Source organism: Actinomadura sp. 6N118 (assembly GCF_044326415.1).
GTDB lineage: Bacteria > Actinomycetota > Actinomycetes > Streptosporangiales > Streptosporangiaceae > Spirillospora.
The window spans coordinates 1-25018 of the sequence record NZ_JBIRAZ010000011.1; the positions used below are offsets into that span (position 1 = coordinate 1).

The 25018-nt window shown below is 67.3% G+C and carries 18 protein-coding genes and 1 tRNA gene; 9 read left to right on the top strand and 10 right to left on the bottom strand.

From position 1 onward, the window contains the following. Positions 1-47: 47 nt before the first annotated feature. Together ACH34W_RS27230 and ACH34W_RS27235 are read right to left on the bottom strand one after the other, a co-directional pair. Positions 48-425, bottom strand: a complete 378-nt coding sequence (locus tag ACH34W_RS27230) for an SCO5389 family protein (RefSeq protein WP_395963933.1) — start codon at positions 423-425, stop codon at positions 48-50. Between the two features lie 103 nt (positions 426-528). Beyond that, positions 529-1866, bottom strand: a complete 1338-nt coding sequence (locus ACH34W_RS27235) for a glycoside hydrolase family 1 protein (protein WP_395963934.1) — start codon at positions 1864-1866, stop codon at positions 529-531. Positions 1867-2128: 262 nt separating this feature from the next. On the opposite strand from ACH34W_RS27235, the gene ACH34W_RS27240 reads away from it, so the two are divergent. The 3 genes from ACH34W_RS27240 (at position 2129) to ACH34W_RS27250 (ending at position 4885) form a co-directional block, all read left to right on the top strand. Next, a complete protein-coding gene (locus ACH34W_RS27240; RefSeq protein WP_395963935.1) occupies positions 2129-2419 on the top strand; it encodes a YiaA/YiaB family inner membrane protein in 291 nt (96 codons plus the stop codon). A gap of 840 nt (positions 2420-3259) precedes the next feature. Further along, a complete protein-coding gene (locus ACH34W_RS27245; RefSeq protein WP_395963936.1) occupies positions 3260-3784 on the top strand; it encodes a C40 family peptidase in 525 nt (174 codons plus the stop codon). 597 nt (positions 3785-4381) lie between these two features. Further along, positions 4382-4885, top strand: a complete 504-nt coding sequence (locus ACH34W_RS27250; protein WP_395963937.1) for a C40 family peptidase — start codon at positions 4382-4384, stop codon at positions 4883-4885. A gap of 227 nt (positions 4886-5112) precedes the next feature. Here ACH34W_RS27250 and ACH34W_RS27255 read toward each other — a convergent pair whose 3' ends face one another. Next, positions 5113-6234, bottom strand: a complete 1122-nt coding sequence (locus ACH34W_RS27255) for an alkene reductase (RefSeq protein WP_395963938.1) — start codon at positions 6232-6234, stop codon at positions 5113-5115. Between the two features lie 112 nt (positions 6235-6346). On the opposite strand from ACH34W_RS27255, the gene ACH34W_RS27260 reads away from it, so the two are divergent. Both ACH34W_RS27260 and ACH34W_RS27265 read left to right on the top strand, forming a co-directional pair. Continuing rightward, on the top strand, positions 6347-9049 hold the full coding sequence (locus ACH34W_RS27260) for an ATP-binding protein (RefSeq protein ID WP_395963939.1): 2703 nt from the start codon (positions 6347-6349) through the stop codon (positions 9047-9049). Next, a complete protein-coding gene (locus tag ACH34W_RS27265; RefSeq protein WP_395963940.1) occupies positions 9046-9216 on the top strand; it encodes a hypothetical protein in 171 nt (56 codons plus the stop codon). The genes ACH34W_RS27260 and ACH34W_RS27265 overlap by 4 nt, the downstream gene beginning before the upstream one ends. Here the strand turns inward: ACH34W_RS27265 and ACH34W_RS27270 are convergent. Next, positions 9206-9613, bottom strand: coding sequence for a PaaI family thioesterase (locus ACH34W_RS27270; protein WP_395964248.1), 408 nt, complete (start codon positions 9611-9613; stop codon positions 9206-9208). The genes ACH34W_RS27265 and ACH34W_RS27270 overlap by 11 nt on opposite strands. Before the next feature lie 30 nt (positions 9614-9643). Between ACH34W_RS27270 and ACH34W_RS27275 the strand changes: the two genes are divergently transcribed. The 3 genes from ACH34W_RS27275 (at position 9644) to ACH34W_RS27285 (ending at position 12292) form a co-directional block, all read left to right on the top strand. Continuing rightward, positions 9644-10921 (top strand): cytochrome P450, encoded by a 1278-nt coding sequence (locus ACH34W_RS27275; RefSeq protein WP_395963941.1) that lies wholly within the window; start codon positions 9644-9646, stop codon positions 10919-10921. Positions 10922-11377: 456 nt separating this feature from the next. Continuing rightward, a tRNA-Lys gene (locus ACH34W_RS27280) sits at positions 11378-11450 on the top strand. Positions 11451-11869: 419 nt separating this feature from the next. Then, positions 11870-12292, top strand: coding sequence for a hypothetical protein (locus ACH34W_RS27285; protein ID WP_395963942.1), 423 nt, complete (start codon positions 11870-11872; stop codon positions 12290-12292). 325 nt (positions 12293-12617) lie between these two features. Here ACH34W_RS27285 and ACH34W_RS27290 read toward each other — a convergent pair whose 3' ends face one another. The 6 genes from ACH34W_RS27290 to ACH34W_RS27315 form a co-directional block, all read right to left on the bottom strand. Continuing rightward, positions 12618-14081: a hypothetical protein gene (locus tag ACH34W_RS27290; protein ID WP_395963943.1), complete on the bottom strand. Its 1464-nt coding sequence runs from the start codon at positions 14079-14081 to the stop codon at positions 12618-12620. A 375-nt stretch (positions 14082-14456) separates the two neighbouring features. Next, on the bottom strand, positions 14457-15683 hold the full coding sequence (locus ACH34W_RS27295; protein WP_395963944.1) for a Wadjet anti-phage system protein JetD domain-containing protein: 1227 nt from the start codon (positions 15681-15683) through the stop codon (positions 14457-14459). Beyond that, entirely contained in the window at positions 15680-19024 is a 3345-nt protein-coding gene (locus ACH34W_RS27300) for an ATP-binding protein (RefSeq protein ID WP_395963945.1), read from the bottom strand. The genes ACH34W_RS27295 and ACH34W_RS27300 overlap by 4 nt, the downstream gene beginning before the upstream one ends. Further along, a complete protein-coding gene (locus ACH34W_RS27305; protein ID WP_395963946.1) occupies positions 19021-19692 on the bottom strand; it encodes a DUF4194 domain-containing protein in 672 nt (223 codons plus the stop codon). The genes ACH34W_RS27300 and ACH34W_RS27305 overlap by 4 nt, the downstream gene beginning before the upstream one ends. Then, positions 19685-21199: a DUF3375 domain-containing protein gene (locus tag ACH34W_RS27310; RefSeq protein WP_395963947.1), complete on the bottom strand. Its 1515-nt coding sequence runs from the start codon at positions 21197-21199 to the stop codon at positions 19685-19687. Before ACH34W_RS27310 ends, ACH34W_RS27305 begins: the two co-directional genes overlap by 8 nt. A 302-nt stretch (positions 21200-21501) precedes the next feature. Further along, positions 21502-21780, bottom strand: coding sequence for a hypothetical protein (locus tag ACH34W_RS27315; RefSeq protein WP_395963948.1), 279 nt, complete (start codon positions 21778-21780; stop codon positions 21502-21504). A gap of 323 nt (positions 21781-22103) precedes the next feature. Here ACH34W_RS27315 and ACH34W_RS27320 point away from each other — a divergent pair, with 323 nt between their 5' ends. Next, on the top strand, positions 22104-24971 hold the full coding sequence (locus ACH34W_RS27320; RefSeq protein WP_395963949.1) for a hypothetical protein: 2868 nt from the start codon (positions 22104-22106) through the stop codon (positions 24969-24971). Positions 24972-25018 lie beyond the last annotated feature (47 nt).

Consider the following 25018-nt stretch of genomic DNA (forward strand, 5'->3'; position numbering starts at 1 on the left):
GGCCTGTGCTGGGGCGGTTCGGTCGGCACAGGCCACGCCGCATCGGGTCAGCAGTCGACCAGGTCTGGGGACTGGTTCAGGAGCTGTGCGCGGGGCGAGGTGAAGGTGGCGTAGCGGTCGGTGGCGCTGGGCGCGAAGGCGGCCACCCGGTGGCAGTTCTGGAAGGCCAGGCGTACACCGAAGTGGCGTTCCAAGGCGCCGCGCATTGCGTCGCTGGCAAGGGCGCGCAGCAGCTGGCCGCGAGCCTCCTCGTCCGGTGGCGGCGTCTGGTTGTCGGCGAAGCCGTCGCGCATGCGGCCGACGACGTCGCTGATCACCTCCCAGGCGTACGGCAGCGACGTGCGCACGCAGGCGAGGAACGCCGCGTCGTCGACCTCTCCCTTGCGTGCCTGGTCGAGCAACCGGTCATCGACGGTCAGGGACATGACCGTTCTCCCTTCTCGATCTCGTCTTTCGTGATCCTTAGGCTCGCACGGAAACGATTATCATTCCATAGCAAGGAGTCGGGAGATTCCGCCAGAAACCGACCTAGTCGCGGTAGGGGCCGGGCGGCGTCGGGACCGTGCCGAAGCAGGTGGCGATGGGATCCTCGATCGAGCACCAGCCCGGCTTGCGCTTGGGCACGTACCCGGAAGGCACGCCGAGGTTGGCGATGACGGCGCGGTACGCGGGCACGGCGTCGGTGGGCCGGCGGGTGAGCGCCGGATCGGTCAGCGCGTCCACGGTGTAGAGGCCGAACCGGGGACGGTAGCTGCCCCATTCGTAGTTGTCGGTGAGGCTCCAGTAGTTGTAGCCCATCACCTTGACGCCGTCGGCGAGCGCGCGCTGCACCCAATAGAGATGGTCACGCAGGTGGTCGGAGCGCGTATAGCCGTCCGCGCGGGGACGGCCGTCGTCGGTCGGCATGCCGTTCTCGACGATGAAGACCGGCAGCTTCGGGAGCCGCCGCTGGTAGTTCTTGAGGACGAAGTAGAGGCCCTCCGGCTCGGGGTCGATCCGCCAGAGCTCGCCGGTCAGCGCATGGATGGCCGTGGTGTTCTGCACGTTCGCGCCGTAGTAGTAGTCGATGCCGATGAAGTCGAGTTTGTCGGTGACCTGGTTGAAGACCGCCGCGTCGAAGAGCGCGTTGAAGACGGTGCCGTAGGCGACGTTGGTCGATACGAGGGCACCGCGGTCGATCTTGTGGATCAGGTCGTACGCCCTGCGATGGGTCTTGGTGAGGGCGTCCCGCATCTTCGCGAGCTGGATGAGGTTCATGGGACGAGCAAGCGTCTCGTGGTAGATGTACTGGCTCGCCTCGTTGAAGCTGATCCAGATGACGCCCATGCCCCGGTAGCGCTGGGCGATGAACGCCGCGTTCCGCAGCCAGTCCTCGCTCGTCCGCGGGTTGTCCCAGGCACCCTGATCGGCGACCCATCCTGGATAGACCCAGTGGTCGAGCGTGATCATCGGGCGCATTCCGGCGGCGCGGATCCGGCGGATCAGGTCGTCGTAGTACGCGAGCTCGCGCGCGTCCCGAACCCCGCGGCGCGGCTCGACGCGCGACCACTCGACCGAGGTCCGGAAGACCTTGACGCCGAGTTGCCGGGCACGCTCGACGTCCTCGGCGTAACGGTTCCGGAAGTCGACCGCCTTCACGTAGGGGTCCTTGATCCCGTACGCCTTCCTGTTCACGTACCGGATCCAGTTGCTGTCAGGGAACGCGCCCTCAGACTGGAACCCGGATGCCGACACCCCGAAGAGGAAGCCCTTCGGGAACTTCACCGCCGGGCGGGCCCCGTCCAAGCCGGCGGCGGAGGCCGGGGTGGTCAGCGCTAGTCCGCTGACGAGGGCGAGCGCGGAGAGCACGTGCACGATGCGCGGCATGCCCAGCACTGGATCTCCCTTCGGAGACAGGACATGAACCTCTTTCGGATAACAGGTGCGTGCGGGGGCGCTGTCAATGGCAGTGGGGTGTCCAGATCCGGCAAGCGGCCAAGGGCGGTGGGATGTGCGGATCGGCAAGCGGCCAAGGGTGGTGGTGTGTCCGGATCTGGCTGGCGGCGGATACTCAGGAGATCGCGGCCGATGCTGAGTAGAGATGCCCGCGTTCCTACTCAGGCGCGGCGGTGCGGCGCACAGTTGTCCCATGAACGCTCTACTACAGCTCAAGGGGACGACCGCGTTCTTCATCCAGGCGATCATCTCGTTCGCCGTCGCGGTCACCGCGATGGCGCTTGGCATCGCCTACATGCCCGCCCCGGTGTGGATCCGTGCCTTCCTGTCGCTCGGCGGGCTCTACCTCATCACTTCGACTTTTACTCTGGCCAAGGTCATCCGGGATCGCCAGGAGGCAGGCGCGGTCATGGTCGGCCGCCCGGAGAGCCCTCTGCCGCCGAACGCGCCGTACGTCGACCCGTCGCAGGCAGCTTGGAGCTGACCGGATCCGGACCGGGCGCGTGGCGACCACCTCGAACGAACACTGGATGTGACCTGAACTACACAATGGTGATTCGGCCGCATGAGGCCACCGCAAAGCCCGTCGGGAGACGGTCGTGGGTCAGAAAGGCAACCGGCGCCCGCCGTACGGCGGGCGCCTTTCGCGTCCCCGAAGTGCATGAATCGAATGCGGTACGCCACTCACCGTGAATACGGACATATGCCCACTTGTCGCCAAGGAGGGGCATGGGATGGCACGCCGGGGACAGATTGTGGTCGGCATCACAGAGCCATAAAACGCTCGGCGCCTTGTGCAGCTCTGATTACCTTGCGTAATCGGCATTTTCTTGATCTAAAAGGCCTTCGTGGCGCCGGGAGATATTGCCGGTTCGCGCTGCCGCAGTTAACGTGACCGGCGAGCGGCAAAGGGGTCGCCAACAACCGAACAATGGGTCAGTCGCGACCATGAGGCAAGTTCCCATGGCCTCCAGTCCGCGCGCCTCAGGCGGCGCACGGGCGGCACGCACGCGGCGCGCACGCGGCCGACCAGCCGAATCCATGCAGACCAGAGGCATGGAACCGGGTCTCCGCCGCATCCGGAAGCCATCCCGGACAGCCGCGGAATGAGCACAGCCGAAACCCTTTCTCACGCCCCGCTATTTCGGCTGCCCGGTAGGCAGAAACCGCGAGGTGAGGAGCAATCCTGTATACCTTCGGATTCCCCTTTAAGTCCCGCACTTCCACCCTGCTTCTGCGAGGCTGCGCCATGGGCACGTCGGCCATCGCAGGGGCGGCCGCGCTGCCGGCCACAACAGCCACGGCATCCACTCCAAGCAAGGTGGTGACATCCGCGACAGCGGCCACGAGCGCGTTCACGCCGGAGGCCACGGGCACATTCGTGCCGAAGGCCACGGGCACATACGCGATGGGGGCCACGGGCACGTACGCGACGGCGGCTACGGGCACGTACGCGACGGCGGAATCGAGAAAGGCCAGGCAGAAGCGCCGGGCGGCTGCCGCTGTGGCCTACGCCTACAAGCAGATCGGTGACCGCTACCGCTACGGGGGCACCGGCCCCCACTCCTGGGACTGCTCCGGCCTGGCCGGCGGAGCGTGGCGCAAGGCGGGGGTCAAGCTCCCGCGCACGACGTACGCGATCTACCGAGCGGTCAAGCACAAGGTCTCGTGGAAGGGCGCCGCCAAGGGTGACCTGCTGTTCTTCTACTCCGGCAAAAGCCATATGGGCATCTACGTGGGCAAGGGCTACATGATCCACGCGCCCAGCTCCGGCAAACGGGTGAAGAAGGTCAGACTGGCGGGCTACTACAAGCGGCACTTCAGCGGGGCGGTCCGTCCCGGCTACTGACTGTGAGCGCCTGCGATCACTTTTTTGAGCACTGAAAAGTGCCCGCCACTCAACGCTGTGCGCCCGGTACGGAACGTGCCGGGCGTTCAGTGTCCTGGCTCACGAATCACACGTCTGGCACCTCTACCTATCAAACTGTGACTCACATCACATCCCTCCAAAACTGCGGGAATCCATGCAGGCCGCGACCTGCATACGCGGTATACCCAGACACCTGTCCAGGCCAAATCAAGGCTCCGTGATTTGCCGGATATCGCGGGGCTGGCTACGTTCATGCCGTTCCATAAAGCCATGGAGCCATGCAGATAACAGAACATTCACGCCGACAAGCGGCAGCGGTGCCCCAGCCTCCCACCGCCTAAGAGACCGCCGTCGACAGCCGCGTCCACGCAGACCTGAAGCGTGGAGCCGGAAGCGTCCACCGCTCCGCGTGCCCTCCCATGGCACCGGCGGAGGCGGTACGCACAGCGATCCGAACCCTGGTGGCGCCCAACGCCCCCTGCGGTACGGGCTGCCCGGTAGGCACCACCAGCTAGGTCAGGAGTCGTCCTGCATACCCCCCGAATCCCCCTCAAGCTGTTCGCCGGTGGCATCACGTTGAGCACTGCGGTCGCACTCGGAGCCTCGCTCCTGACGGCCGGACCGGTGAACGCGTCAGCTCCACAGGCAGCCCAGCCGACGGCGGCCGAGGCGAGTGTGACGGCCAAGCTCTCCAAGAAGCGTCTCCAGAGGCAGAAGAAGCGCGCCAACTGGGCGGTCAAGTACGCGTACAAGCAGATCGGTGACCGCTACCGCTACGGGGGCACCGGCCCCCACTCCTGGGACTGCTCCGGCCTGGCCGGCGGAGCGTGGCGCAAAGCGGGCGTGAAGCTCCCGCGGACCACTCAGCAGATCTACCGGGCGGTCAAGTGGAAGGTCTCATGGAAGGGTGCCCGCACGGGCGACCTGCTGTTCTTCTACTCCGGTAAGACCCACATGGGCGTCTATGTGGGCAAGGGCTACATGATCCACGCGCCCAGTTCCGGCAAGAGGGTCAAGAAGGTCAAGCTCAACAGCTACTACAAGCGCAACTTCGCGGGCGCCGCGCGCCCCGGTTACTGAGCCTTGTAGAGATCCGAGCCCGCCGCAGGCCGAGGCTGAGTCTGAGTCTGCAAAAGGCTGGCCTACGGAGGGCTAAGCGAAACGGGTACGCCCCGACGGTGATCGCACCGTCGGGGCGTCCGTATGTCCAGTGGAGTCGCCGCTCCGTTCAGCGAGTCACTCCGTTCACGGAAGTCGCTCCGTTCAGGCGAGTCGCTCCGTTCAGGCAGCCTGCCCTTGGGAGCAAGTTAGGCAACTTGCCCTTCGGACAGAGAATCCCCTGCCTGACCGTCGCCATTCAGCGTCGGGTAGTCGGTGTAGCCGCGGTGGTCACCGCCGTAGAAGCTCGCCTTGTCCGCCTCGTTGTACGGCCCCCCGGCCTTGATCCGTGCGGGCAGGTCCGGGTTGGCCAGCCACAGCTCCGCCAGCGAGACGACGTCGGCGACACCCTCGCGCAGCGCCTCCACGCCGTACTCAGGCCGCGAGGGGAACGAGTCGGGCGTCGGGTGCGCGTTCAGGATCAGGACGCCCGGCCACTCCGCCCGGATCAGCTTCGTGACGTCCCGCCTCGCCAGCTCCATCACGTGTACGTAGGCCAGCCCGAGCGGCGCCAGCGCCCGCGTGAGCGCCACGTACAGCTCAGGGGTGTCGCTCTCGGAGATCCCGTTGGCCGAGTTGCCCGGCGACACCCGGATCCCCGTCCGCTCCGGGCCGATGGCGTCGCTGACCGCCCGCGCGACCTCGACCGCGAACCGGATGCGGTTCTCGATGGAGCCGCCGTACGCGTCGGTGCGCTGGTTGCTCCCGTCCGCCAGGAACTGATGGATCAGGTAGCCGTTCGCGCCGTGCAACTCGACTCCGTCGAAGCCGGCCTCGATCGCGTTGCGCGCCGCGGCGGCGAAGTCGTCGACCGTCTGTGCGATGTCCTCGATCGACATCTCACGTGGCGTGGGGTGCTCCAGCATGCCCTCATCCGGCGTGTAGAGCCGCTCACCGGACGGGATCGCCGACGGGCCGTGCGGCAAGGCGTCATCCGCATAGAGGTAGGGGTGCCCCACCCGCCCGCTGTGCATGATCTGAGCGAAGATGTGGCCGCCCTTGGCGTGCACCGCGTCGGTCACCTTGCGCCAAGCCGCCACCTGCTCGTCGTGGTGCAATCCCGGCGTGTAGACGTACCCCTGGCCGATCTCGCTCGGCTGCGTGCCCTCAGTAATGATCAATCCGGCCTCGGCGCGCTGTGCGTAGTACTCGGCGGTCAGCTCGGTCACCTTGCCCGCGTCGTACGCCCGGCTCCGGGTCATCGGGGCCATCGCCAGCCGGTTGCGCAAGGTCAGTGCGCCGAGGGTCACGGGCTCGAACAAGTCCTTCATCACGGTCTCCAGCCATCTACAGAATGTGTTCTCGCTGGTGAAGAAGGTACGAATCACGGGATACGGGCCGAATCCGTAAAGCTTCGGTAGTTGGCCCCGTAGTTTTGATGACGTGCTCTACGGACGTGAGACCGAGCAAGTACAGCTTGCCTTGATCATGAACGAGGCCCGGGCCAACCGGCGCAGTGGCTCCCTGGTGCTGCGCGGCGAGGCGGGCATCGGCAAATCCGCCCTGCTCGAATGGGCGGCCCAGGACGCCGCCCGCAAAGGTCCCGACCTGACGGTGCTCCGCGCCACGGGATTCGAGAGCGAGAGCCACATCGCGTCCGCCGGCCTCCACCAGCTGCTGTGGCCCGTCCAAGAGCGGATCAACGATCTCCCCGCGCCCCAGGCGATGGCGCTACGCCGTTCCCTTGGCATGTACGACTCGTTGGACCCCGCCGAGGCCACGCCGACCGGCCTCTCCCAGGATCGTTTCCTAGGCGGATTGGCCGTCCTGACCCTGCTGTCCTGCATGGCCGACGAGGGTCCGGTGCTCTGCCTGATCGACGACGCGCAGTGGCTCGACACCACGTCCGCCGAGACATTGCTCTTCGCCGCCCGGCGGCTCGCCGCGGAGGGCGTGGTGATGTTGTTCGCCACGCGTGAGGACGGCTTCACCGGGATCGGCCTTCCCGAGATGCAGCTGTCCCGGCTGAGCCGCCAGGAGGCGGAGCAGCTACTGAACGGACGGGACCTCACCCCTACGAACCGCGACCGTGTGCTCATCGAGGCCGACGGCAACCCGCTGGCGCTGATCGAGTTCGGCTTGGCTCCGCATGCCGGAGCGCACATTCCCTCGCCCCTCCCGGTCGCCGAACGCGTGACCGCCGCGTTCCGGGCACAGATCGCGGCGCTGCCGGACAAGACCCGGCTCATGCTGCTGATCGCGTCCGCTGAGGGGCGCGGTTACCTGCCCGCCACAGTCGGCGCAGGCCACCTGCTCGGAGTCGAACTCGCCGATCTGGAAGCGGCCGAGAGAGCTCGCCTGGTGGAGATCACGGGTACCTCGGTGAGGTTCCGCCATCCGTTGATCAGATCCGCGACCTACCAGGGCGCGTCCGCCGCCCGCCGCATCGAGGTCCACCGGGCGCTGGCCGAGAGCGCCGACGACCCGGACTGCCGGGCTCGCCACCGCGCCGCCGCGGCCATGGCGCCGGACGAGGAGGTCGCCATCGACCTACAGGAGGCCGCCGAACGCGCATTGAACCGCGCCGGATACAACACGGCAGCTGCGCTCTTCCAGCAAGCAGCCGACCTGACCCCGGACATCGACGCCCGCGCCCGGCGCCTCGGCTCCGCCGCCAACGCGTTCCTCCGCGCCGGGAGGCTCGCCGCAGCCGACGAACTAGCCGCAACCGCGGGAAAGTACACCGACGCACCTGAGGAGCACGCTCGGCTCGCTCAGATCCGCGCGGCTGTCGAGTTCGAACGCGGCGAGCAGAGCGGGGCCGCCCGCCTCCTGATCGACAACGTCCGCCACGCCGCCCCCGAGGACGTCCCGGGCATGCTCCGTACCAGCGCCACGTACGCCTGGAGCTGCGGCGACGCGGCTACGATCAAACAGAGCGCCGAGCTTCTCCGGGCCGGCGGCCACGACGAGAAGGCCGTCCGCAGCCTCGCTCACATCATCGACGGCGACTACGCCCACGGCCTCCCCCTGCTCGCCGGGCTGATCGCAGCAGCCCGCAACGCCCCCCTCGACACCCCGGAAGAACGGCTGCACGCCATCACTTGCGGGCTGATCCTCGGAGACGACACGATCACGCTCGACCTGGCCATCGCAGAAGCCCGGCGTCTGCGCCGAGACGGGCTGATCGGCTCTCTTCCCGACGCCCTCCAGGCACTCGCCCAGGTCCAGATCACCGCCGGCCGCCACCGCGACGCCGAGGCCACGGCCGCCGAAGCGATCACCATCGCGCGGGACACGGGCATGGAGGTCCGGAAGAGCCGGATCAACATCGTTCTCGCCCGCATCGCAGCGATCGAGGGGGACGAGGAACGCCTGCGGACCCTCACCGCCAACGCGTCGGCCGCACCCGGCTGCGGCCTGGCCGACGTCTCCATGAGCCTCCTCGACATTGGCCTAGGACGCTATGAAACAGCCCTCCGCCGCCTGGACGAGATCGCCGCGGACCCCCGCCGCCACACCTCAGCCAATCTCCTGGCCGCCGCCGACCAGGTAGAGGCAGCCATACGCCTCGGCCAGCTCACCCGCGCCCAAGACCCCCTAGAACGAATCCGGTCCTGGGCCGACGCCAGCGGCCAAGCCTGGGCCCGCGCAGTGACGTTCCGCTGCGACGCGCTGGTCACCGACTCAGGCGAGGCATACGAAGAGGCCCTCCGCCTGCACGAGGACGGCAGCCGCCCCTTCGAGCGAGCCCGTACCGAACTCCTCTACGGCGAATGGCTTCGCCGAGCCCGCCGCCGAGCCGACGCCCGCGTCCCGCTCCGTTCCGCCTTGGAAATCTTCGACCGCCTGAAGGCCGCCCCCTGGGCCGACCGCGCCCGCTCCGAACTACGCGCCACCGGCGAATCCGCCACCGCGCCCGCATACGAACAAGCCGTAGCCCCCGACGTCCTGGACCGCCTAACCCCACAGGAACTCCAGGTGGTCCGGCTAGCAGCCGACGGCATCAGCAGCCGCGAGATCGCCGCCCAGCTCTTCCTGAGCCCGCGCACGGTGGAGTACCACCTCTACAAGGCCTATCCCAAGCTAGGCGTAGCCTCCCGCAAGGAACTGCACAAACTCCACCTGGAACCAGCCGCCAAATGACCGTCCGCATCCTCGAGTCGCCACCCGCCCGCGAGCACAACGTCGTGGACGCCTTGGCTGAGGTTCACGGTGCCGGCCCCGGCACGCCCCGATGGCGCTACACCCTCATGCCGATCGGCGAGGACTGGACGATCGAGCTCTCCGAGTCGGAGCTCGTCACCCCATGATCGCGTAGACGGTCGTGGCGTGCGCCGCCAGCTCGGCATCGCCGTCGCCCGTCATCGTGATGTCGGCGAACGCCAGCGTCCGGCCGAGCTTGGTGAGCCGAGCCGTCACCAGAAGATCCTTGGCCAGGATCGGTCGCTGGAACGTCGTGGACTGCTGCACCGTGGTCATCGGAACGAACCCGTCCCGCGCCACGGAGACCGCGATCACCGTGGCGGTGTCGGCCGCCGCCATCATGGCCTGACCGCTCAGAGCGCCGCCCTCCCTGGCCAGCCTTTCCGACCAGGGCAGTCGTAGCGTGGCCTGGCGTTCCCCCAGCGCCTCAACGCTCAGCCCCAGGTCGAGCACCCAGGGCGCGAAGTTGTCCTTCAGGATCTTGTCGCCATCCGCAGGCTGCATCGTCACCCCGTCATGATGCACGCTGAAAGCATGCTTGAGGAGATCTTCCTGCCCGCCACCTACGCCACCGGCATTCCCTACGACACCTTCCAACGACTCCGCGCCGAATCTCCCGTCTGCTGGATCCCCGAGCCCGCCGTCGGCGCCTGGCCCGCGGGCCCTGGCTACTGGGCGGTGTTCCCGCACGCCGACGTCAAACACGTTCTGCGTTCGCCCGAGCTCTTCTCCTCAAACCTGGGAGCCACCCAGATCCGTGATCCCGACACTCCAGCCGACCTGCACTTCGTCCAGTCGATGATGCTCAACCAGGATCCGCCCGACCACTCCCGCCTGCGCCGCATCGTCGCCGCCGCGTTCACCCCCCGCGCCGTACGAGCCCTGGAAACCACAATCGAAGACCGAGCCCGCTCCCTAATCGAATCCGCCCTCAACCAGGACGTCGACTTCGTAGAAATAGCAGCCGACCTCCCCGTATGGACGCTGGCCAAAATCATGGGAGTCCCCGACGAGGACCGCCGCCTCCTCTACGACTGGGCCTCCCGCGTCATCGGCTACCAGGACGCCGAATACTCCAACCTGGCCTCCGACACCTCAACCCTGTCCCCCATGGCCCGCGAGGCTCTGACCCACCGTCCCGCCTCAACCCGCCCCGACGGCCGCCCGATGAACCCTCGCTCCCGAGCCGCCCTGGCCGACATGTTCGCCTACGCGCACGCCCTGGCCGAGTCGAAACAACCCACCGATGACGTGATGTCCCACATGCTCTCCGGCGGCCTGACAGGCGCCGAGTTCGAGAACATGTTCTTCCTCTTCGCCGTAGCCGGAAACGAGACGCTCCGCAACGGCATCCCAGGGGGCCTCCTAACCCTCCTAGAAAACCCAGACCAGCTAACCCTGCTCCGCCGCAACCCAGACCTCCTCCCCTCCGCAATCGAAGAGATGCTCCGCTACTGGCCCCCGGTCATGGACTTCCGCCGCACCGCCACCCAAGACCACGAACTCTCCGGCCAAAAGATCAAAATGGGCGACAAGGTGGTCGTCTACCACGCCTCCGCCAACCGCGACGAGACGGTCTTCGAGTCCCCCGACACGTTCGACATCACCCGCACCCCCAACGACCACGTGAGCTTCGGCTTCGGCCCCCACTTCTGCCTGGGCGCCCACCTGGCCCGCACCCAGATGCGCGCGATCTTCAAGAACCTCCTCCCCCTGGAGATCCAGCAGACCGGCACCCCCACCCGCCTGGTCTCCAACTTCCAGAACGGCCTAAAACACCTCCCCCTCCGCCTAACCCCAGCGCTTCACTAACGTGCAAACCTCGACGCCGCCCAGCACACGTCCACAGCACGCCGAAACGCCCGGCCCGCCTGAGGCGTACGAAACGCCCGCCCTCCCGAAGGAGAACGGGCGTTCCCGTCGGTCGGGCTTCCCCACCCGCCGACGATCACATGCTATCGATGTTGCAGCTTGAAGGCGCACAACTGCCGGTAGGGCGTGGCGGCGCCGGTGGGTCCGCATCCAGCAACTCGTTCAGGCGCGACCGCTCTCCGCGGCTGCGCGGGTTGGGTCGAACTGGATGATCGCCACCTCGGACATGCCCCTCTACTGTCCAGGGGCGCCGCCGGGCGTTTACTGATGTGCAGGGAGCCAGTGGTGCCCTCTACACTCAGAGCCAGCCCAGACGGGCCGGAATCCTAAGCTGTACCACCCATGGACGATCGGGCGCGGCCGCCGCCCACGGAGGAAACCGCAGGTCAAACTTGAGGGTCGCTAGCTCAATTGGCAGAGCTCCGGACTTTTAATCCGTAGGTTGTGGGTTCGAGTCCCACGCGACCCACTCCATCTGACCAGGGCGGACGCCGGACACGGCGCCCGCCCTCAGTCGTCCGGGTTGCAGTTCGGGCCAGATCAGCCCCCATGCGCCCCACAGTCCGGTGTACCGGCGCGTCGTGGTGAGCTGAGCGTGCCCCAGGATGCGCTGGATGACATGGATGTCTACGCCCTGCTCTCCCAGGAGCGTGCCAGGCGTCATGCAGCCGGTAGGCGTCGGCTCGGATGCCGATGGGCTTGCGGCATTGGTGCCACGGGGCCAATTCGGGCGGCCGAGTTAGTGCCCTCGGCCCTTACCGGCCACCCGATGTGCGAGGAAGGGTCAGAGTCACCGGCTGTTGTGTCTCTAGGCAAGGCGCGTGAGCCGGTTTCTGGGCGGAGGAGGAACGACCCCTCCGCTGTCTTCCTGCGAAAGGAAACGAATCAGTGCGTATCCAGTCCAGGCTTTGCGCGGCGGCCATGGCTGCCGCGGTCGGGGCGAGTGTCATGGCGATGAGCGCACCGGCAGATGCGGCGGCTCTCAAGTACAAGACCATCTCTTGTAAGAAGGGAGGGTTCAAGGGTGAGGTGCGCATTGGCTACACGGGCAGAAGTTGGTCCGGAAGCGATGTGCGGGAGATGAAGTACAGGATCACGCCCAGCAACGGCCGCAAGAATCACAACGTCATGGTCGCCGACTTCGGCGTGGCGCCGACCAAGCATACGAAGAACAACGACAACGGGGTCGCCAACGGCCGCTGGAATTTCCTCCGTAAGAAGGACTACCACCGCGGCGGCGGCAACATCGGCGTGCGGTTCATCTTCGACAAGAGTGGCGACGACCCGACGTGCCAGAAGACCTACCGGTAAGCAGGGGAATCCTTCGCTCGTGAAAGCCGTGGTGTGAGCGGCCACGGTCGCCGGGCGAGCGGCTTCTGAGAGCGCGGCATCGGGCGTGCGGCGGCCCCGGAGGGGAGCCTCCGCACGCCCGATTCGTGTGGGGCATCGGAGAGGGCGACGGGATTCGAACCCTCCCTCCCCGGCGTGGCGGGCCGTGCCCGCCGCAGCGGCAGGCACGGTCCGCGATGCGTCCACCCACTGAACGATTCGTCCCTCTCTGGTCGAGGCCTCGCCATGATCGAACTACTTGCGGCAGAGGTTGGTGACGCGGGCGCGGCGCACTCACTCACGGTGCTCAGGTCGCCGCTTGCAAGAGAGGGTCGTTGGACGGAATGCTGATATATGTCTCCGCTGTAGCGCCCTCAAGCCGAGTTTCTGCCAAGTCCAACGGAGGCTCGGCTCGTTCCAGCAGTTGGGGCCAGTCTCGCTCGGTGGCGGTTCTGTAGGCACGGAAAACCGAGTCGCGGATGCGGCTGCGATCCTCGGCTTCGGCGGCGTCCCGAATTCGTTCAACTACGGCGAGTTCCTCCAGCACCTCTTCCTCGCTGCCACTCCGCTTCTCAAGCTTCAGGAATCGTCCGACGGGCACATCAGGCAGGTACCGGATTCGTTCCTGGAACAGCTGCTCGCACGCTGCGAACAGTCGTCGCGTCAGGCCGAGCCGCACGTCGGTCCCTGCAATCGGTCCGACAAGGAAGTCGGCGGCGCCTTGTTCCCTCACCTCCCGGCTTGTCCGTGCTTCCCTGGAACGCAGACGCTGCCGAACCTCGGAAGTCGCCTGGTCGTTCTCCAAGGGCGTCAGCATTCCAGTACGAGGACGAGAGCGCCGGGCACCTCGCTCAACGAGTGCCACCAACTGCACCTGATCGCGAACGCTGTACCTGAGATTGAGGTAGGTCAGCAACTGGGCCTTGGCGACCGACAGCAGCGCATCAGGATCCTCGTCAAGGCTGTCGTCCGGACCACCGTCGCCGCCATCCGGTCGCGGAAGTTGTCCCGAACCGGGCGGCTGCACCTCGTCGATTGTCATGAAGACATGATCATTCAAGGACGTTCCACAGAGGATCAGCCGGTGCGGGTACCCGTTCATGGCGAGGCTGCCGCCCTCGAGTTGCTCCTGGCCTTTCCGCAGCACCGGCAGACCGACGCCCACGCCACCTTTGGCCTCCACCAACCACCAGGGCAGAGAATCCGCCGAGTGCCGACCGACGAGGTCTGGGCGAGGGCCGGTCATACCACCAAGGAAGGGCAAGCCCACCAGCCCCGGGGCCTCGACGTGAGTTGTCTGCCCAAGCCCCATAAGGCCGCAGCAGGCCCACTGCGCCATGGTCATTCCAAGCCGGTAGCCAAACGCCGCCTTCGCACTGGTCTCGGTTCCATGGTCGAAGACCACGGACGATCGGAGCCTGCGCCCGTGGCTGTCCGGGTGCGGCCGCGGGTACCCCGACGACAGTGTCAGGTACGCATGCAGCGGAGAGATCCTCGCGAGCAGTTCCTGCCCCGCAAGTCGCGGGTAGTGCCTGAGCCACGGCGCCAAATCGCGGCCGACCTCGGCACCATGTTTGAGAATCTCCCGCCACAGTCCTGACGCGAGATACCAGCCAGGTGCGGGAATGGATCCCGTGGCAGGCCAGGGAGTTGCAGCCCCATGCCATTGCGGGTGCGGGCGCCTGGCGGGCCCGTTCCGGATAAGGATCGGAACATCGAAACCGTCGTCGTGCTTCAGCACACTGTCGGGGAGATCCGCGGGAGGCAGCATTATCACACGGTATCGGCCTTCCGCGACGCCACTCCAAGCGTGATCCATACTGTCGGCGCGAGAGCCACTGCCAGCTGTTGGCAGTCCCCTCCACGGCCACACCAAATACCATTTGGCCAGGAGTCCAAGCGTCGCCTCCCGGATTCGGATCCAGCTTTCCTACGGCCCCGAGCTGTTTGACCATGCTCCCCCAGCACGGATTGCGATTGAATGCCTTGGCCAATTCGACCCCGCTGACAATGCTTCCGTCGGGTCGACAGTTCTGCTGTGCACACCGCCACGCGATGCGCTGGAGCGACCAGGCCGCTCCCCGTCCGCCACCACTCCGCAGCCCGGTTGGGGGCGACCGTTCCCGATCGGACAACAACGGCCTGGTTATGGATGAGATCTCGTGGTGACGTCCAGTAAACGGGCTGCGGCGTGGTCGAGGGGTATGGATTCCTGTTCGATCCGGCGGAACGGGGTGGGGCCTGCGGTTGCGATGGTGTCGTATGCGGCCGTCTCGGCTTCGGTGAGGTGCGGCAGGATCGCCGGAGACGGCTTGATGGGGTGACCCGCCTTGTCGTGGTTCACCCCGTGCTGGGCGTAGCGGTGCAGGTCGGTGGCATCCATCAGGATCGAGCTGACCGGTTTCGGTGGCGCGTCGCCCGGTGCGGGCTCAGCCAGCGCGGCGCGGAACCGGTCGAGGATCGCGTATCCGTCCGCGTCGATGTCTCCCCAGTAGACGACGTGGTCCGCAGCGCGGATCCAGGGGACATTCGCGAGCAGGGCCGCGGCCGCCTTGCCACTGCCCTCGACCACGATCGTGTCCCGTGCCGGCGGGAACCAGAGCCGGGAGTCGCGGTTCTCGACGACGAGAACGGTCCGCGGCCGGTAGGCGATGTCGTGCGAGTCGCCGGTGGTCCAAGCGTCATGCCTGCGGCGGCCCGACGAAGTGTGGCCGGGGTCGACGTAGGTCAAGTGCAGCACGGCCGGCCGGGACCGGACCTCATCCCGGACGTCGCGTCCGGTGACGTCGCGCAGCAATGCGCCATGGGTGTCGAGCCATTTGGTGTGCATGCCGGGGATCGGGAGTTGACGCGCAGTCCAAGCGCTCGCGTCTGGGTGCTGATGCAGCCAGGTAACCGCGTTGAGCAGCACCTGGGTGTCGTCGGTTCCGAGCTGGTAGGCGGCCCGGACGTTGGCCGGGGTGAGGACCGCCCCGGTGGACAGCAGCGACGACGCGAGTGCACGGGCACGGGGGACGTCCACGGTTGGCGGTTCGGTTCCGGCGACCAGGGCGACGGCACCGGACAGGTCCGCAACGAGTGTGGTGGGGTAGTCGTCCGTTACGCCCTGGACGGACACCGGCTTACGGACGATCACCACGCCCGTGGGATGCCGGTCGGTGAACTCGCGCCAGCGCATGTGCCACTCGTGCCAGGCGGCGTGTCCGATTCGCGCCACCGCACTTCCGGTCGACACGCCGGGGCGAAGCGGAACGGAGAAGGAGACCGGGTCGCCGACGCCGAGGTCGGCGCACAGGGCCTCCGCCCACCTCTGGTGGACCTTGCGGCGGAGTGACTCGACCGCGTCGGCCGGAGTGATCAGTCGGGGGGTCATGCTTCGGGAACCGCGACAATGGGTTTCGCCCATGACCGCCCCTCGGCGTTCTTGAGGATGAGGTATTCCGCGTCCACGTGGGGTTCGATCGCGCTGTGCTTGTCATTGGGAGCGCCGATGACAAGTTGGAAGCCCAGCCCGCGCCATGCGCCGATGGCTCGGCCAGTGAAGTGCGCGTCCGCCTTGATCAGCGCTTCGTCGAGGAAGACGGGGGCGTATCGGGGGCGTTCGGCGCCCGCGTCGCCCAGCTGGTAGCGCAGCGCGGCGCCGACGATGAATGCGACCAGTTCCTGGGACTCGCCACCGGACTTCTCCCCGATGTGGTCGTAGACCGCGACATGCTCACCGGCGAGGTCGCGTTTCTCCGCGCTGATCCGGACGTGGTTGCGCACGTCGATCAGGTCGGCGAAATCAGGCGCGGTGCGGCGGATGCGGTCGATCACCTTGGCCATTCGGTGGTAGGCGCGCTCCCGGTCGACGTCTGTGGTCGCCTTGTCGATGACGACACGTACGTCGCGCAGTTCCTTGCGGAACCGGGCGCGCACCGCGGAGTGGCTTTCCTGCGGGTCGATGCGCAGCCGGTGGCCGTCGTCGGCGAACGGCAGTTCGGCGAGGATGCGGTTGACGGGGTCGATCCGGTCGCGGATCTCCCGAACGGCAGCAGCGAGCTCGCTGTCCAGGCTGGTCAGGTCGTTGCCGGAGAGTTTGAGCAGGTTGTCGCGCCACTCGGTCTCCAGCTCGTGCAGTCCGCTGGTCTCCAGGTCGGTGAGCAGGCGCTCGAAGTCGCGGCAGGAGGCATCCGGATCGGTGCCGAGGTTCGGGTTCGGCCAGCGCTCGACGAACGTCGAGAACGTCTCGTGCAGCGCCTTCCGCGACCGGCCGATCGATTCCTCCGCCGACTTTCGAGCTTCGTGCATCCGTTCGACGCCGCGCCGGTGCGCGGCGTCGAACTCCGCCAGCGCCGTCGACGGATCGGCGCCGGCCGGGCCGTCGTCGAACAGCCCTGAGAGGTACTCCCGGTGTTCCCGGCTCACCTCGGTGCCGGTCGCCGCGGCGGTGTCGAGCGCCCGCTGGGCACCGTCCACCTCGTCGACGATCGATTCCCATGACCTGCTGAGCCGCTCCATTTCGTTCTTCTGTCCGCCGATGCGCTCGGTCAGCTTGGTGACCCGTCGCTTGAGCTCCTCCGCCTCCCGCTGCAGCCGGTCGATCTCCGGGTTGCCTGCGCGGACTTCGGTGATGACCAGGTTCCAACGGTCCCGTTCGGCGGTGACGGACTCGACGTCAACCTGATCCCAGGACAGTTCGGTCACGGTCTGGTAGGCGGTGCGTCTTTCCTCGAACGAGTTGAGGGCCTGCTCCGCCTTCGTCGCCTGTGCGACGGCGTCATCATGACGTTCCCGGGCGTGGCCGATACGAGTGTCGAGGTCGGCGAGCAGCCTGGTGTTGGTGAATCCCAGCAGGTTGGCCCGGCCGTGACCGCCGTGCGCGCCCCGGCCGCCTTGCGACGTCTGGCCTGTGATCGTAAGCGCCTTGGGGTACTGCACCAGCAGTTTGGGCGTCTCGACGCAGACGAAGTCGAACCTGCGGGCGAGTTCGCTCTTGAGCCAGGCAGTGAACGGCGACGGCCGGTAGTCGAGCCGGCCGGCGAGCGTCTTGTCGTTCAGCCCGACCTCGTCGCGCATGCCGGTGCGGACGCCTTCGAATTGGATACGCCGGGCGACCGGCACCGCATTGATCGCCTCGCGGAACGAGTTCAGCCGGCCGATGTCGATCAGCATCCGGGTGGCAAACCCGCCGAGCGCCAGGTTGAACGCCTCCCGCCACGGTTCGAACTCCGTGCGCACTTCGATCAGCTCACCCACAAACGGCAGGTCGTCTGTGGTCAGCCCGGCGGCGTCGGCCAGCAGTCCGCGAGCGGCGTGCAGGTCGGTAGGGATGTTGCCCCGGCGGGCCTTGACCGCACTGTGCTCGGCGCGCAACCCGGCCAGGTCGCGTGCTGCGTCCTTGCGCTCCGAGGTCGCCTCGGCAAATTCGTTCTGGGCGGTCCTCCTGGCGTCGGAGTCGGCCAGCGCCCGGTGCGCCGTTTCGACCAACGCAGCGAAGTCCTGGCCGGTCGACACGGTGGCGCCGACGCTGCCCAGGACGCGGTCCAATCGCGTCCGTGCGCGTTCGACGTCGGCCAGCCGCTGTTCCACTCCACGGATCTCCCGGAGCGCGGTGTCCAGCCGGTCGCCGCCGGAGGCACGCAGGATGTCGAGCACCGCGTCACGCTCGGATTCCGCCGCCTTAATCAGCGCGGCTGTCTCCTGCACCTCATCCTCGGCCCGGCGGCGCCGTCCGGCCAGGTCCCCCTCGGCCGCGCGCAACAGGTCGAGCCGACGTTCGTGCCGCCACAGCGCCGCGGGGGACGTCGGGTCGGTGAACGATCCGGCATCGTCAATGACCTGCAACCGTGTCACCGCGCGGTTGATGGTGTCCCGGTGGTCGCGGATCGGGGTCAGCGCCCGCACCTGCCGGCGGGCGGTGATCATCCGGTCCCGGGTACCGGATAGCTCGTCGAACTGCTGCACCACCTCGTCTGCCGTGACCAGGGTGGACGGCTCTTCAAGGACCATCGTCTTGTACAGCGCGTCCACGGTGGTGATCTGCTGACCGGCCTGGATCCTGCCGAGCAGCCCGACCGCTTTGTGCCCGTCCCCGGCGGCGCCGATGCCCAGCGTGGTGTGCAGCCGGGCGGTGAAGTCCCGGTCTGTGCCAAAGCAGGTCACGCCCGTCGCGGTGACCGCGGCCTGGGCGAGCCTGTTGCCTGCAGGGCCGTCAAGCACGCGCAGGTCGTAGGCGTCGTCCTTGGTGGCGCGGACCACGACGAGGTCGTCAAGGGTGCGCGCGGACGACGGCACGTACCAGGCCCGGAGCGCGGTGAACACCGCACCGCTCCGATCGGCCCACGTCATCGCGATCGCCGACCAGGTGTCGCGGCCGTCCCCGCGCAGCACCCGCGACCTCGTCTCACCCCCCGCCCGTGACTCGTCGAGTTTCCCCCGCGTGTAGGAGAGGATGTTGCGCTGGTCCTTGCCCCGGGGCCGACCGACCACCCCACCGTTGGACGCCCCGTTGAACGGGGTGGTGTGCGGCATCAGCAACGCGATGTAGGAATCCATCAGAGTCGACTTGCCTGACCCGGAACCGCCACTGAACAGGGTCGCGCCCGGAGCGAACCGGACGCGGTGATACCCGTCGTAGCCGCCCCAGTTGACCAATTGCAGATCCCGCGCCACCCACTGCTGCCCCCGCGATGCCGCCGGGATCAACCCGAACAGAGTGTCGATCATGCTCATGGCGCGACCTCGTTCTGTTGCCGCAGCCACTGGTTCAGTTCGGTGAGCTTCTCGGTGCTCAGCACGACCTCGACCAGCGGTGTGATCCGGTACCGGCCCGCAGACTCCTCCGCGAGCAGGCCCTCAGTGACCAGTCGTTGCACCGCGTTGCGGATCTCGCGCTGGCCGCGGGCAAGATTGTGATCATCTGGATCGAAAAAGGTCAGCACGGTCTGTTCCAGCTCTTCGATGTCGACCCGCGCGGATGTCTCGCCGGTGCCGCGTTCCCGCTGGAAGATGGTCCTCAGGTGGACCAGCACCAGGGTCTCCGCCCGGTTGTAGGGGTCGTCCTTCAGCAGGATCGGGACGTCCAGTTCCGCCGAGCGCACCTGCTGTTTGTAGGCGATGCCCCGGTCGTGATCGACGACGAGCCGAACGAACAGGTCGTGCAAACGCGACTCAATGATCTGCTGGTTCTCCAACAGCGTCCGCCACTGCGCCGGGTTCTTATCGGCCAGCAGGAACCTTCGTTGCAGCAGCCGTACCAGTACCCGCCGCACGTCCACGTCCAGCGTGCCCCTGTCACCGGCGAACAGTTCGGTCGGGTCGTTCTCCATCGGAACCGGCTCGATGAAACCGGCCGCCGCGCCGGCCGACCAGCCGTCATCTGCACCGTCCGGTTCACTCATCGTCGCTTCCCGGCCTCTCGTCTGCGGCGCGGGCCGACGCCGGGTTCGCCGCATGTACGCCGCCGAACGCGAGCCGCCGCCGAGTCTGGTCAGGCCTGACCACATCAACCACCGCGACTTCGGCCGTGTCGGTCATTCCGAAGTCATGTGCGATCTCCAGCAGTCCGAGCAAATCCACCGGCCGCCGTAGCCGCTCGGCCGCCGCGCGGAAGGCGGCCGCGACATCGACGCCGTCCGCATCGCCCGTGAACGCCGCCAGATGCGCGCGCAGTTCGGCGTACTGCGGACCACCCCATGCCCGGGTGTCCCCGGACGACAGGTCCTCTGCCTCGTCCCATTCCCGCAGCGGCGCGGGCGGCTGGGACGGCCGAAGGTCGCTCATCGTCTGCCGCAACTGGCCGACGTCAGCCACCGGCAGGCGACGCAGCGGGGCGACCACCGCACTGCGGCGCGAACCGGGCACCCAGGTGTGGAATCCGGACATCACGTCCCGCAGCAGTTCGTCCACCTGGCGGTCCCGCATCGGGTCATGATTGCGCACCTGGGTGGTGATGACGTGCGACGCCTGCCGTTGCGCGGCCAGCACCTCCTTGACGCCCTGCTCGATCCGGCGTGCGATCTCGGCGAGCTCCCGCTGCTGTGGTTCCGGCATCAGGTCGGTGAACCCGTGCCGCAGCACGGTGCGCAGCAGATTCCATAGATCATCGATCTGCGCGGGGTCACCGATCAGGCGCAACGCCCCGGCGAACGCGCGGCCCTCCGGTGTCGCCTCCATGATCTGACGACCGCGCTCCAGATACTCGCGCAGCACCTCACCGGTCGGCCGCACGTCCTGCCGCAAGTCGGCGACGACGTCCCGCTGCATGGCTTTGATCGACTCGGCGACGCGGGCGAAGTCGGCGGGGAGCTCCCGTGCCAGATGCAGCACGTTCTCCGCCGCCTCGAGCAACCGGTCATCGTCGACGGCGTCGACGGCGCCGCCCCGTTCGAGTCGGTCGAGTTCCCGCCGGCGCTGATCGATCTCCGTCTGGAGACGGGCGATCCGGGCCATCACATCCGGGTCGGCGTCCTGCGCCAGCCGCTCGACCGCTTCCAGAAGCGTCCTGACCCGGGACTCCGACACCCTGGTCCGCGTTCCACCGACCCGACCGGCCACCTCGAGCGCACCAACGCCATGTGCGGACAGACGGTACACCTCGACGTCGTCGGAGACCTGCCGCACCAGCCAGCCCGCATGCACCCACTGCCTGCACAGGTCACGGGCGTTCCCCGAAGGCAGCGGCTGGTCGCCCTCGTAGCCGTAGCCCACGGCTCGCAACTGTTCGAGGGCGTCGGCGATCTCCGCATGGGCATCCGCCACCGCCACTGTCGACCGCTCCGGCGTGAACATCATCGCCAGCACGGTCACCACGAACGGCGCATAGGTCCGGTGGAGCAGATCGAGCATCGGGTTCTGGAACGCCTGAAGCGCACCCTGATACGCGCCCTCCACACCTCGTGTACCCATCGCCGACCAGAGTACGACCTGTGTGTCGACGCCACCTTATGAGTGGCATCTCCGATGGACGGTGACTTAGCTCCGAGTGCTGTCAACGAGCCCAGCATCTGCTCCACGCGCCCGACTGTCAGCGGCCGACCGGTAGGCCCCGCAACGATGTGCGCAGTTCTAATGGCCAGCCAGCGACCCCGCGCTCATGCCGAAGGTGATGATGTTAGTAAACTCACTTCTTAACCCAATTCGACCCGGAGCGTCATCTCTTCGAGGAAATGACACTGTCCGCAAAGCACACGCCAATGTGAAGCAACGACTCACAGAGGGAAGTCATTATGCCAGGGAGCGTCCAGCTCGTCCGGATCGACACCCAGACCCTCCACCAATTCGTCAATCTCGGCCATTTTCGACACCGTCCCAATATGGACCCTGTCGATATCTTCTTCAAAGAAGCAGATGTTCTCATCAGCCAGCCGACGAGGGATTTCGAAAGTTGAGACTTTGAAAGTTCCGTCCCGGAGAGGAGAGACCCACACCCAGGCGTAACGATCGGGTGAACTCGCCTTCCGGCGTGCTGATACCAACGCCTTGGTCATGACCAAGCGGTTCTTCACTTCAGTCCGCAATATCAGCCTTCCCAGAAGAGGCGGAGAATCTTACCGAATCATCTTGCAGTTGTGGACGAGGACGGGTGTGTGGTCGGTTTCTACGGTGAGGTTGTAGACCTGTTCGTAGTTGGTCCAGATCTTGATTGCGGTGGTCTGGACATGGGTGCCGGCGCTGGTGCGGCGACGGCATCATGGGCGATGGCTGTCCGCATCGGCCCGGTTTGCAGCCGGTTTGTCGCGCTGCCGGAACCGATCGCTCGGGTGGGCCGTCGCAGGGTTTCATGGTCGTTTAGCCAGGGACGAGGAACGGGATGACACGGTTTTCGCTGTTGCCGGCAGTGGCGGATCTCGCCGCCGCCGGGCCTAAGGGCGCCAAGAAGATGCTGGCCAAGGCAGCGGGCCCGTTGCCCGCTGCGGATCTGGCGCCGTTCTTCGAGCAGGCTTGCCGGGAGCTGGTGCGGGCGGGGGAGAGCGAGCTTGCGTTCTGGGCGTTCGGGCAGGCACGGAAGGTCGAGAAGGATCATCCCGCGCTACTCGACCTCGATCGGGTGCAGGACGTCTTTCTTGAGCTGGTGCCCGCGGGTGGGGTCGGGCCGGCCGCGCTGCGCGACTATGCCAAGACGCTCGCGGCGGAGTTGCCGGGCGAGGAGGCGCACGGGCGGTTTCGTGAAGTGATCTGCGCGGGATTCGACGCGGGGCTCATCCCGTACGCCCGGATCTTCCCTGACCTGCGCATGTTGGCTCGGGCCGCGAAGATCAAGAAGCGGGACGAGGAGGCGTTTCTGGCCGAGCGGCTGCTCCGGGGTGGCCTCATGCCCATCGCGTCCCACCAGGTTTGGGCGGCCGCCCGCGAGCCGCTCGCCGCGGTGGCCGGACGCGACTACGACTTGATGAAGCTGCTGATCGCCGCCGAACCCGACCGTGCCCGGCATGAGGAGGAGAGCGGCGAGGAGGTCGCCGAGGAGATCCGGCAGATGTGGCTGGAATCCTTGGCTGAGAGCGGGGCGGGGGCGCACCTGTCGGCGCAGTGGTTCGGTGCCACAGGGCGGGGTTGCTCGGCCGCAGTGCTGCTGAAGCTCATCGATCAGGCAGGGAGCCGGCTGTTCCCGGGGGGCGAGGTGGTGTTCGGCGAGGAAGCGGACCCGGCGCTTCCGCCTCCCGACTATCGGCACATCATCCCCAAGAAGGAGCTCACCAGCGACTCGCCCCGCTGGTGGGATCCGGGCTTCGACGTGGGGCAGCAGGCCGCGGACGTGGCATCCGGGCCAGAAGGACGCGAGCGTTTTGCCAGTCTGCTGGACGCGTTCGTTCGCGACCTGGGGTATTTCGGCAACGTCGACTATGCGGTCACGGTGAAAACGCTCTGGGATGTGCCGGAGACCCGGGAGGTGCTGAACGAAGCCGTCGATGTTTGGAAGGCCGACGCATGTCGTTCTGACCTGCCCTTCATGTACAACGCCTTGCACCAGCTGGTGCGGCTTACCGGGCACGGTGGTCTCCTTGACCTGGAGCCCGGTGTCGGCGAGGGGCTCGAACCCGCCGACCCCGTGGACGCCCTGCTGGCGGCCCTGCGCGGTGGCATTCCTGCCGAATTGGCGGTGACCAGTGGGTCGCCGCACAAGTTTCCGAAATCAGGCCGGACGATCGTCCAGCACCTCGGATACCTCACCATCACGGAACGGTCCTGGAACGCCTACGCGTCCGTCACCGGCGACCACGAGCTGTCGGTGAAGCTTCCCCAACTGCCTGACGGGCTGCTGCCCTGGTACGACGGCGAGACCGGCCTCCTGTCACGGATCCAGGACGGCGTCTGGCAGACGTTCCGGGTCGAGGGACGAACGGGCCAGACCGTCGCGTTGACCCTGGACCCCGACACCGCCACCGCACGGCCCCAGGCGCCAGGGGCCTCCGAGGTGACGTTCCCGGGCGCCGCCGGGCCGAGCGAGGTCCGGTTGAGCCGGGGTGCGATCACAGTCACCGCCCCCGATGGGACCCGGACGGCCCGGCTGCTCTTCTCGCCCGTCATGAGCACGAAGGGCGGGCTCGTGCCGCCGCCCGGCTGGTGGCCGCGGCGGGACCCGGTGGACCCGGACGGGTCGGCGGCGCTGCGATGTCTCGACCGTGAGAGTGCGGCGCGCCTGATGGAGGCGACGCTGAACGGACCGCGTGCGGCCACCGACGCGCTGGAGGCCGTGCTGCCCGAGGTGACCGCGCCGACTCTGCGCGACGGCGTCCTCGAAGCGGCCCGTACGGCCGTCGAGTGTCTCCTTCTGGCCATCTACCTGCGCGACCGGATCGGCCGTCCCCAGCCTCCGGCACTGCCCGCGCTGGTCTCACCGGCCTCGGACCTCCCCTTCGCGCGCACCACGGCGCGGACGAGGTGGCTCGTGCACCAACGGCTTGTGGCACGCGCGCTGGAGTCGGTGACCGACGAGCCCGCGGCCGCGAAGCCCTACCTCGTCCGGACGGTCTCCCTCCCGTCCGGCGGTTACGTGGGCGTCGACCTGGACACCCTGGCGGGCTACGCGCTCCCGGCCGTCCTGCCGTGGACTTCTGACACATTGCGCGAAGACATCCTCGACGTCCTGCGCCTCTGGGCCAACGCTCCGATCGGCGACGGCGTGGGAGCCTGCCGCATAGTGCGCCTCACTCCGGTGGGTGGCGAGGGGCAGTCCAGTCAGCTGGTCGACAAGCAACTGGAGAAGGCGGCGCCCGGGGAGCTCTGGCGTACCCCGAACGGCGCCCTGCTGATCTTGAGCTACCAGCGACACAACCGGACCGCGACGGCCGTGGAGTACGCGCCCGGCGGAACGTTCGACCCGATCGAGCCACCCGGCTGGCAGGCGGCTCGGGCCCCCATTCCCTGCTGGGGCAACGCCGACCGCGTCGTCCGGCTCATCCGGTTGGTGACCGATCGCGGTCCCGCACCGATCGATGCCGCCGCTACCGTTCACAACCTGGCTGAACGTGCGGGTCTCGGGGTGGCGGACGCCGTCGCGGTCTGCAAGTTCCCCGCTGAGGTCCTGGACGACGACATTCCCACAAGCGGCGCCACACTCTCCTTCCCCATGCGGGACGCGGTGCGGGAACGCCTGCTGCCCGACGACCCGGCCGACCTCTGGATCACGGGCCTTGCTACGGACGCGGCAGCCGATTGGTGGCGAACCCACGGCGAATAACGACGACGGAGTGGAGCCAGGGCGATGCTGGCTCCACTCCGAGGTGT

What these genes read in the sequence shown, in the direction of transcription:
- ACH34W_RS27230 (WP_395963933.1), bottom strand. Translation starts at nt 425, where the DNA reads ATGTCCCTGACCGTCGATGACCGGTTGCTCGACCAGGCACGCAAGGGA.
- ACH34W_RS27235 (WP_395963934.1), bottom strand. Translation starts at nt 1,866, where the DNA reads ATGCCGCGCATCGTGCACGTGCTCTCCGCGCTCGCCCTCGTCAGCGGA.
- ACH34W_RS27240 (WP_395963935.1), top strand. Translation starts at nt 2,129, where the DNA reads ATGAACGCTCTACTACAGCTCAAGGGGACGACCGCGTTCTTCATCCAG.
- ACH34W_RS27255 (WP_395963938.1), bottom strand. Translation starts at nt 6,234, where the DNA reads ATGAAGGACTTGTTCGAGCCCGTGACCCTCGGCGCACTGACCTTGCGC.
- ACH34W_RS27265 (WP_395963940.1), top strand. Translation starts at nt 9,046, where the DNA reads ATGACCGTCCGCATCCTCGAGTCGCCACCCGCCCGCGAGCACAACGTC.
- ACH34W_RS27270 (WP_395964248.1), bottom strand. Translation starts at nt 9,613, where the DNA reads ATGCAGCCTGCGGATGGCGACAAGATCCTGAAGGACAACTTCGCGCCC.
- ACH34W_RS27275 (WP_395963941.1), top strand. Translation starts at nt 9,644, where the DNA reads ATGCTTGAGGAGATCTTCCTGCCCGCCACCTACGCCACCGGCATTCCC.
- ACH34W_RS27290 (WP_395963943.1), bottom strand. Translation starts at nt 14,081, where the DNA reads ATGCTGCCTCCCGCGGATCTCCCCGACAGTGTGCTGAAGCACGACGAC.
- ACH34W_RS27295 (WP_395963944.1), bottom strand. Translation starts at nt 15,683, where the DNA reads ATGACCCCCCGACTGATCACTCCGGCCGACGCGGTCGAGTCACTCCGC.
- ACH34W_RS27300 (WP_395963945.1), bottom strand. Translation starts at nt 19,024, where the DNA reads ATGAGCATGATCGACACTCTGTTCGGGTTGATCCCGGCGGCATCGCGG.
- ACH34W_RS27305 (WP_395963946.1), bottom strand. Translation starts at nt 19,692, where the DNA reads ATGAGTGAACCGGACGGTGCAGATGACGGCTGGTCGGCCGGCGCGGCG.
- ACH34W_RS27310 (WP_395963947.1), bottom strand. Translation starts at nt 21,199, where the DNA reads ATGGGTACACGAGGTGTGGAGGGCGCGTATCAGGGTGCGCTTCAGGCG.
- ACH34W_RS27315 (WP_395963948.1), bottom strand. Translation starts at nt 21,780, where the DNA reads ATGACCAAGGCGTTGGTATCAGCACGCCGGAAGGCGAGTTCACCCGAT.
- ACH34W_RS27320 (WP_395963949.1), top strand. Translation starts at nt 22,104, where the DNA reads ATGACACGGTTTTCGCTGTTGCCGGCAGTGGCGGATCTCGCCGCCGCC.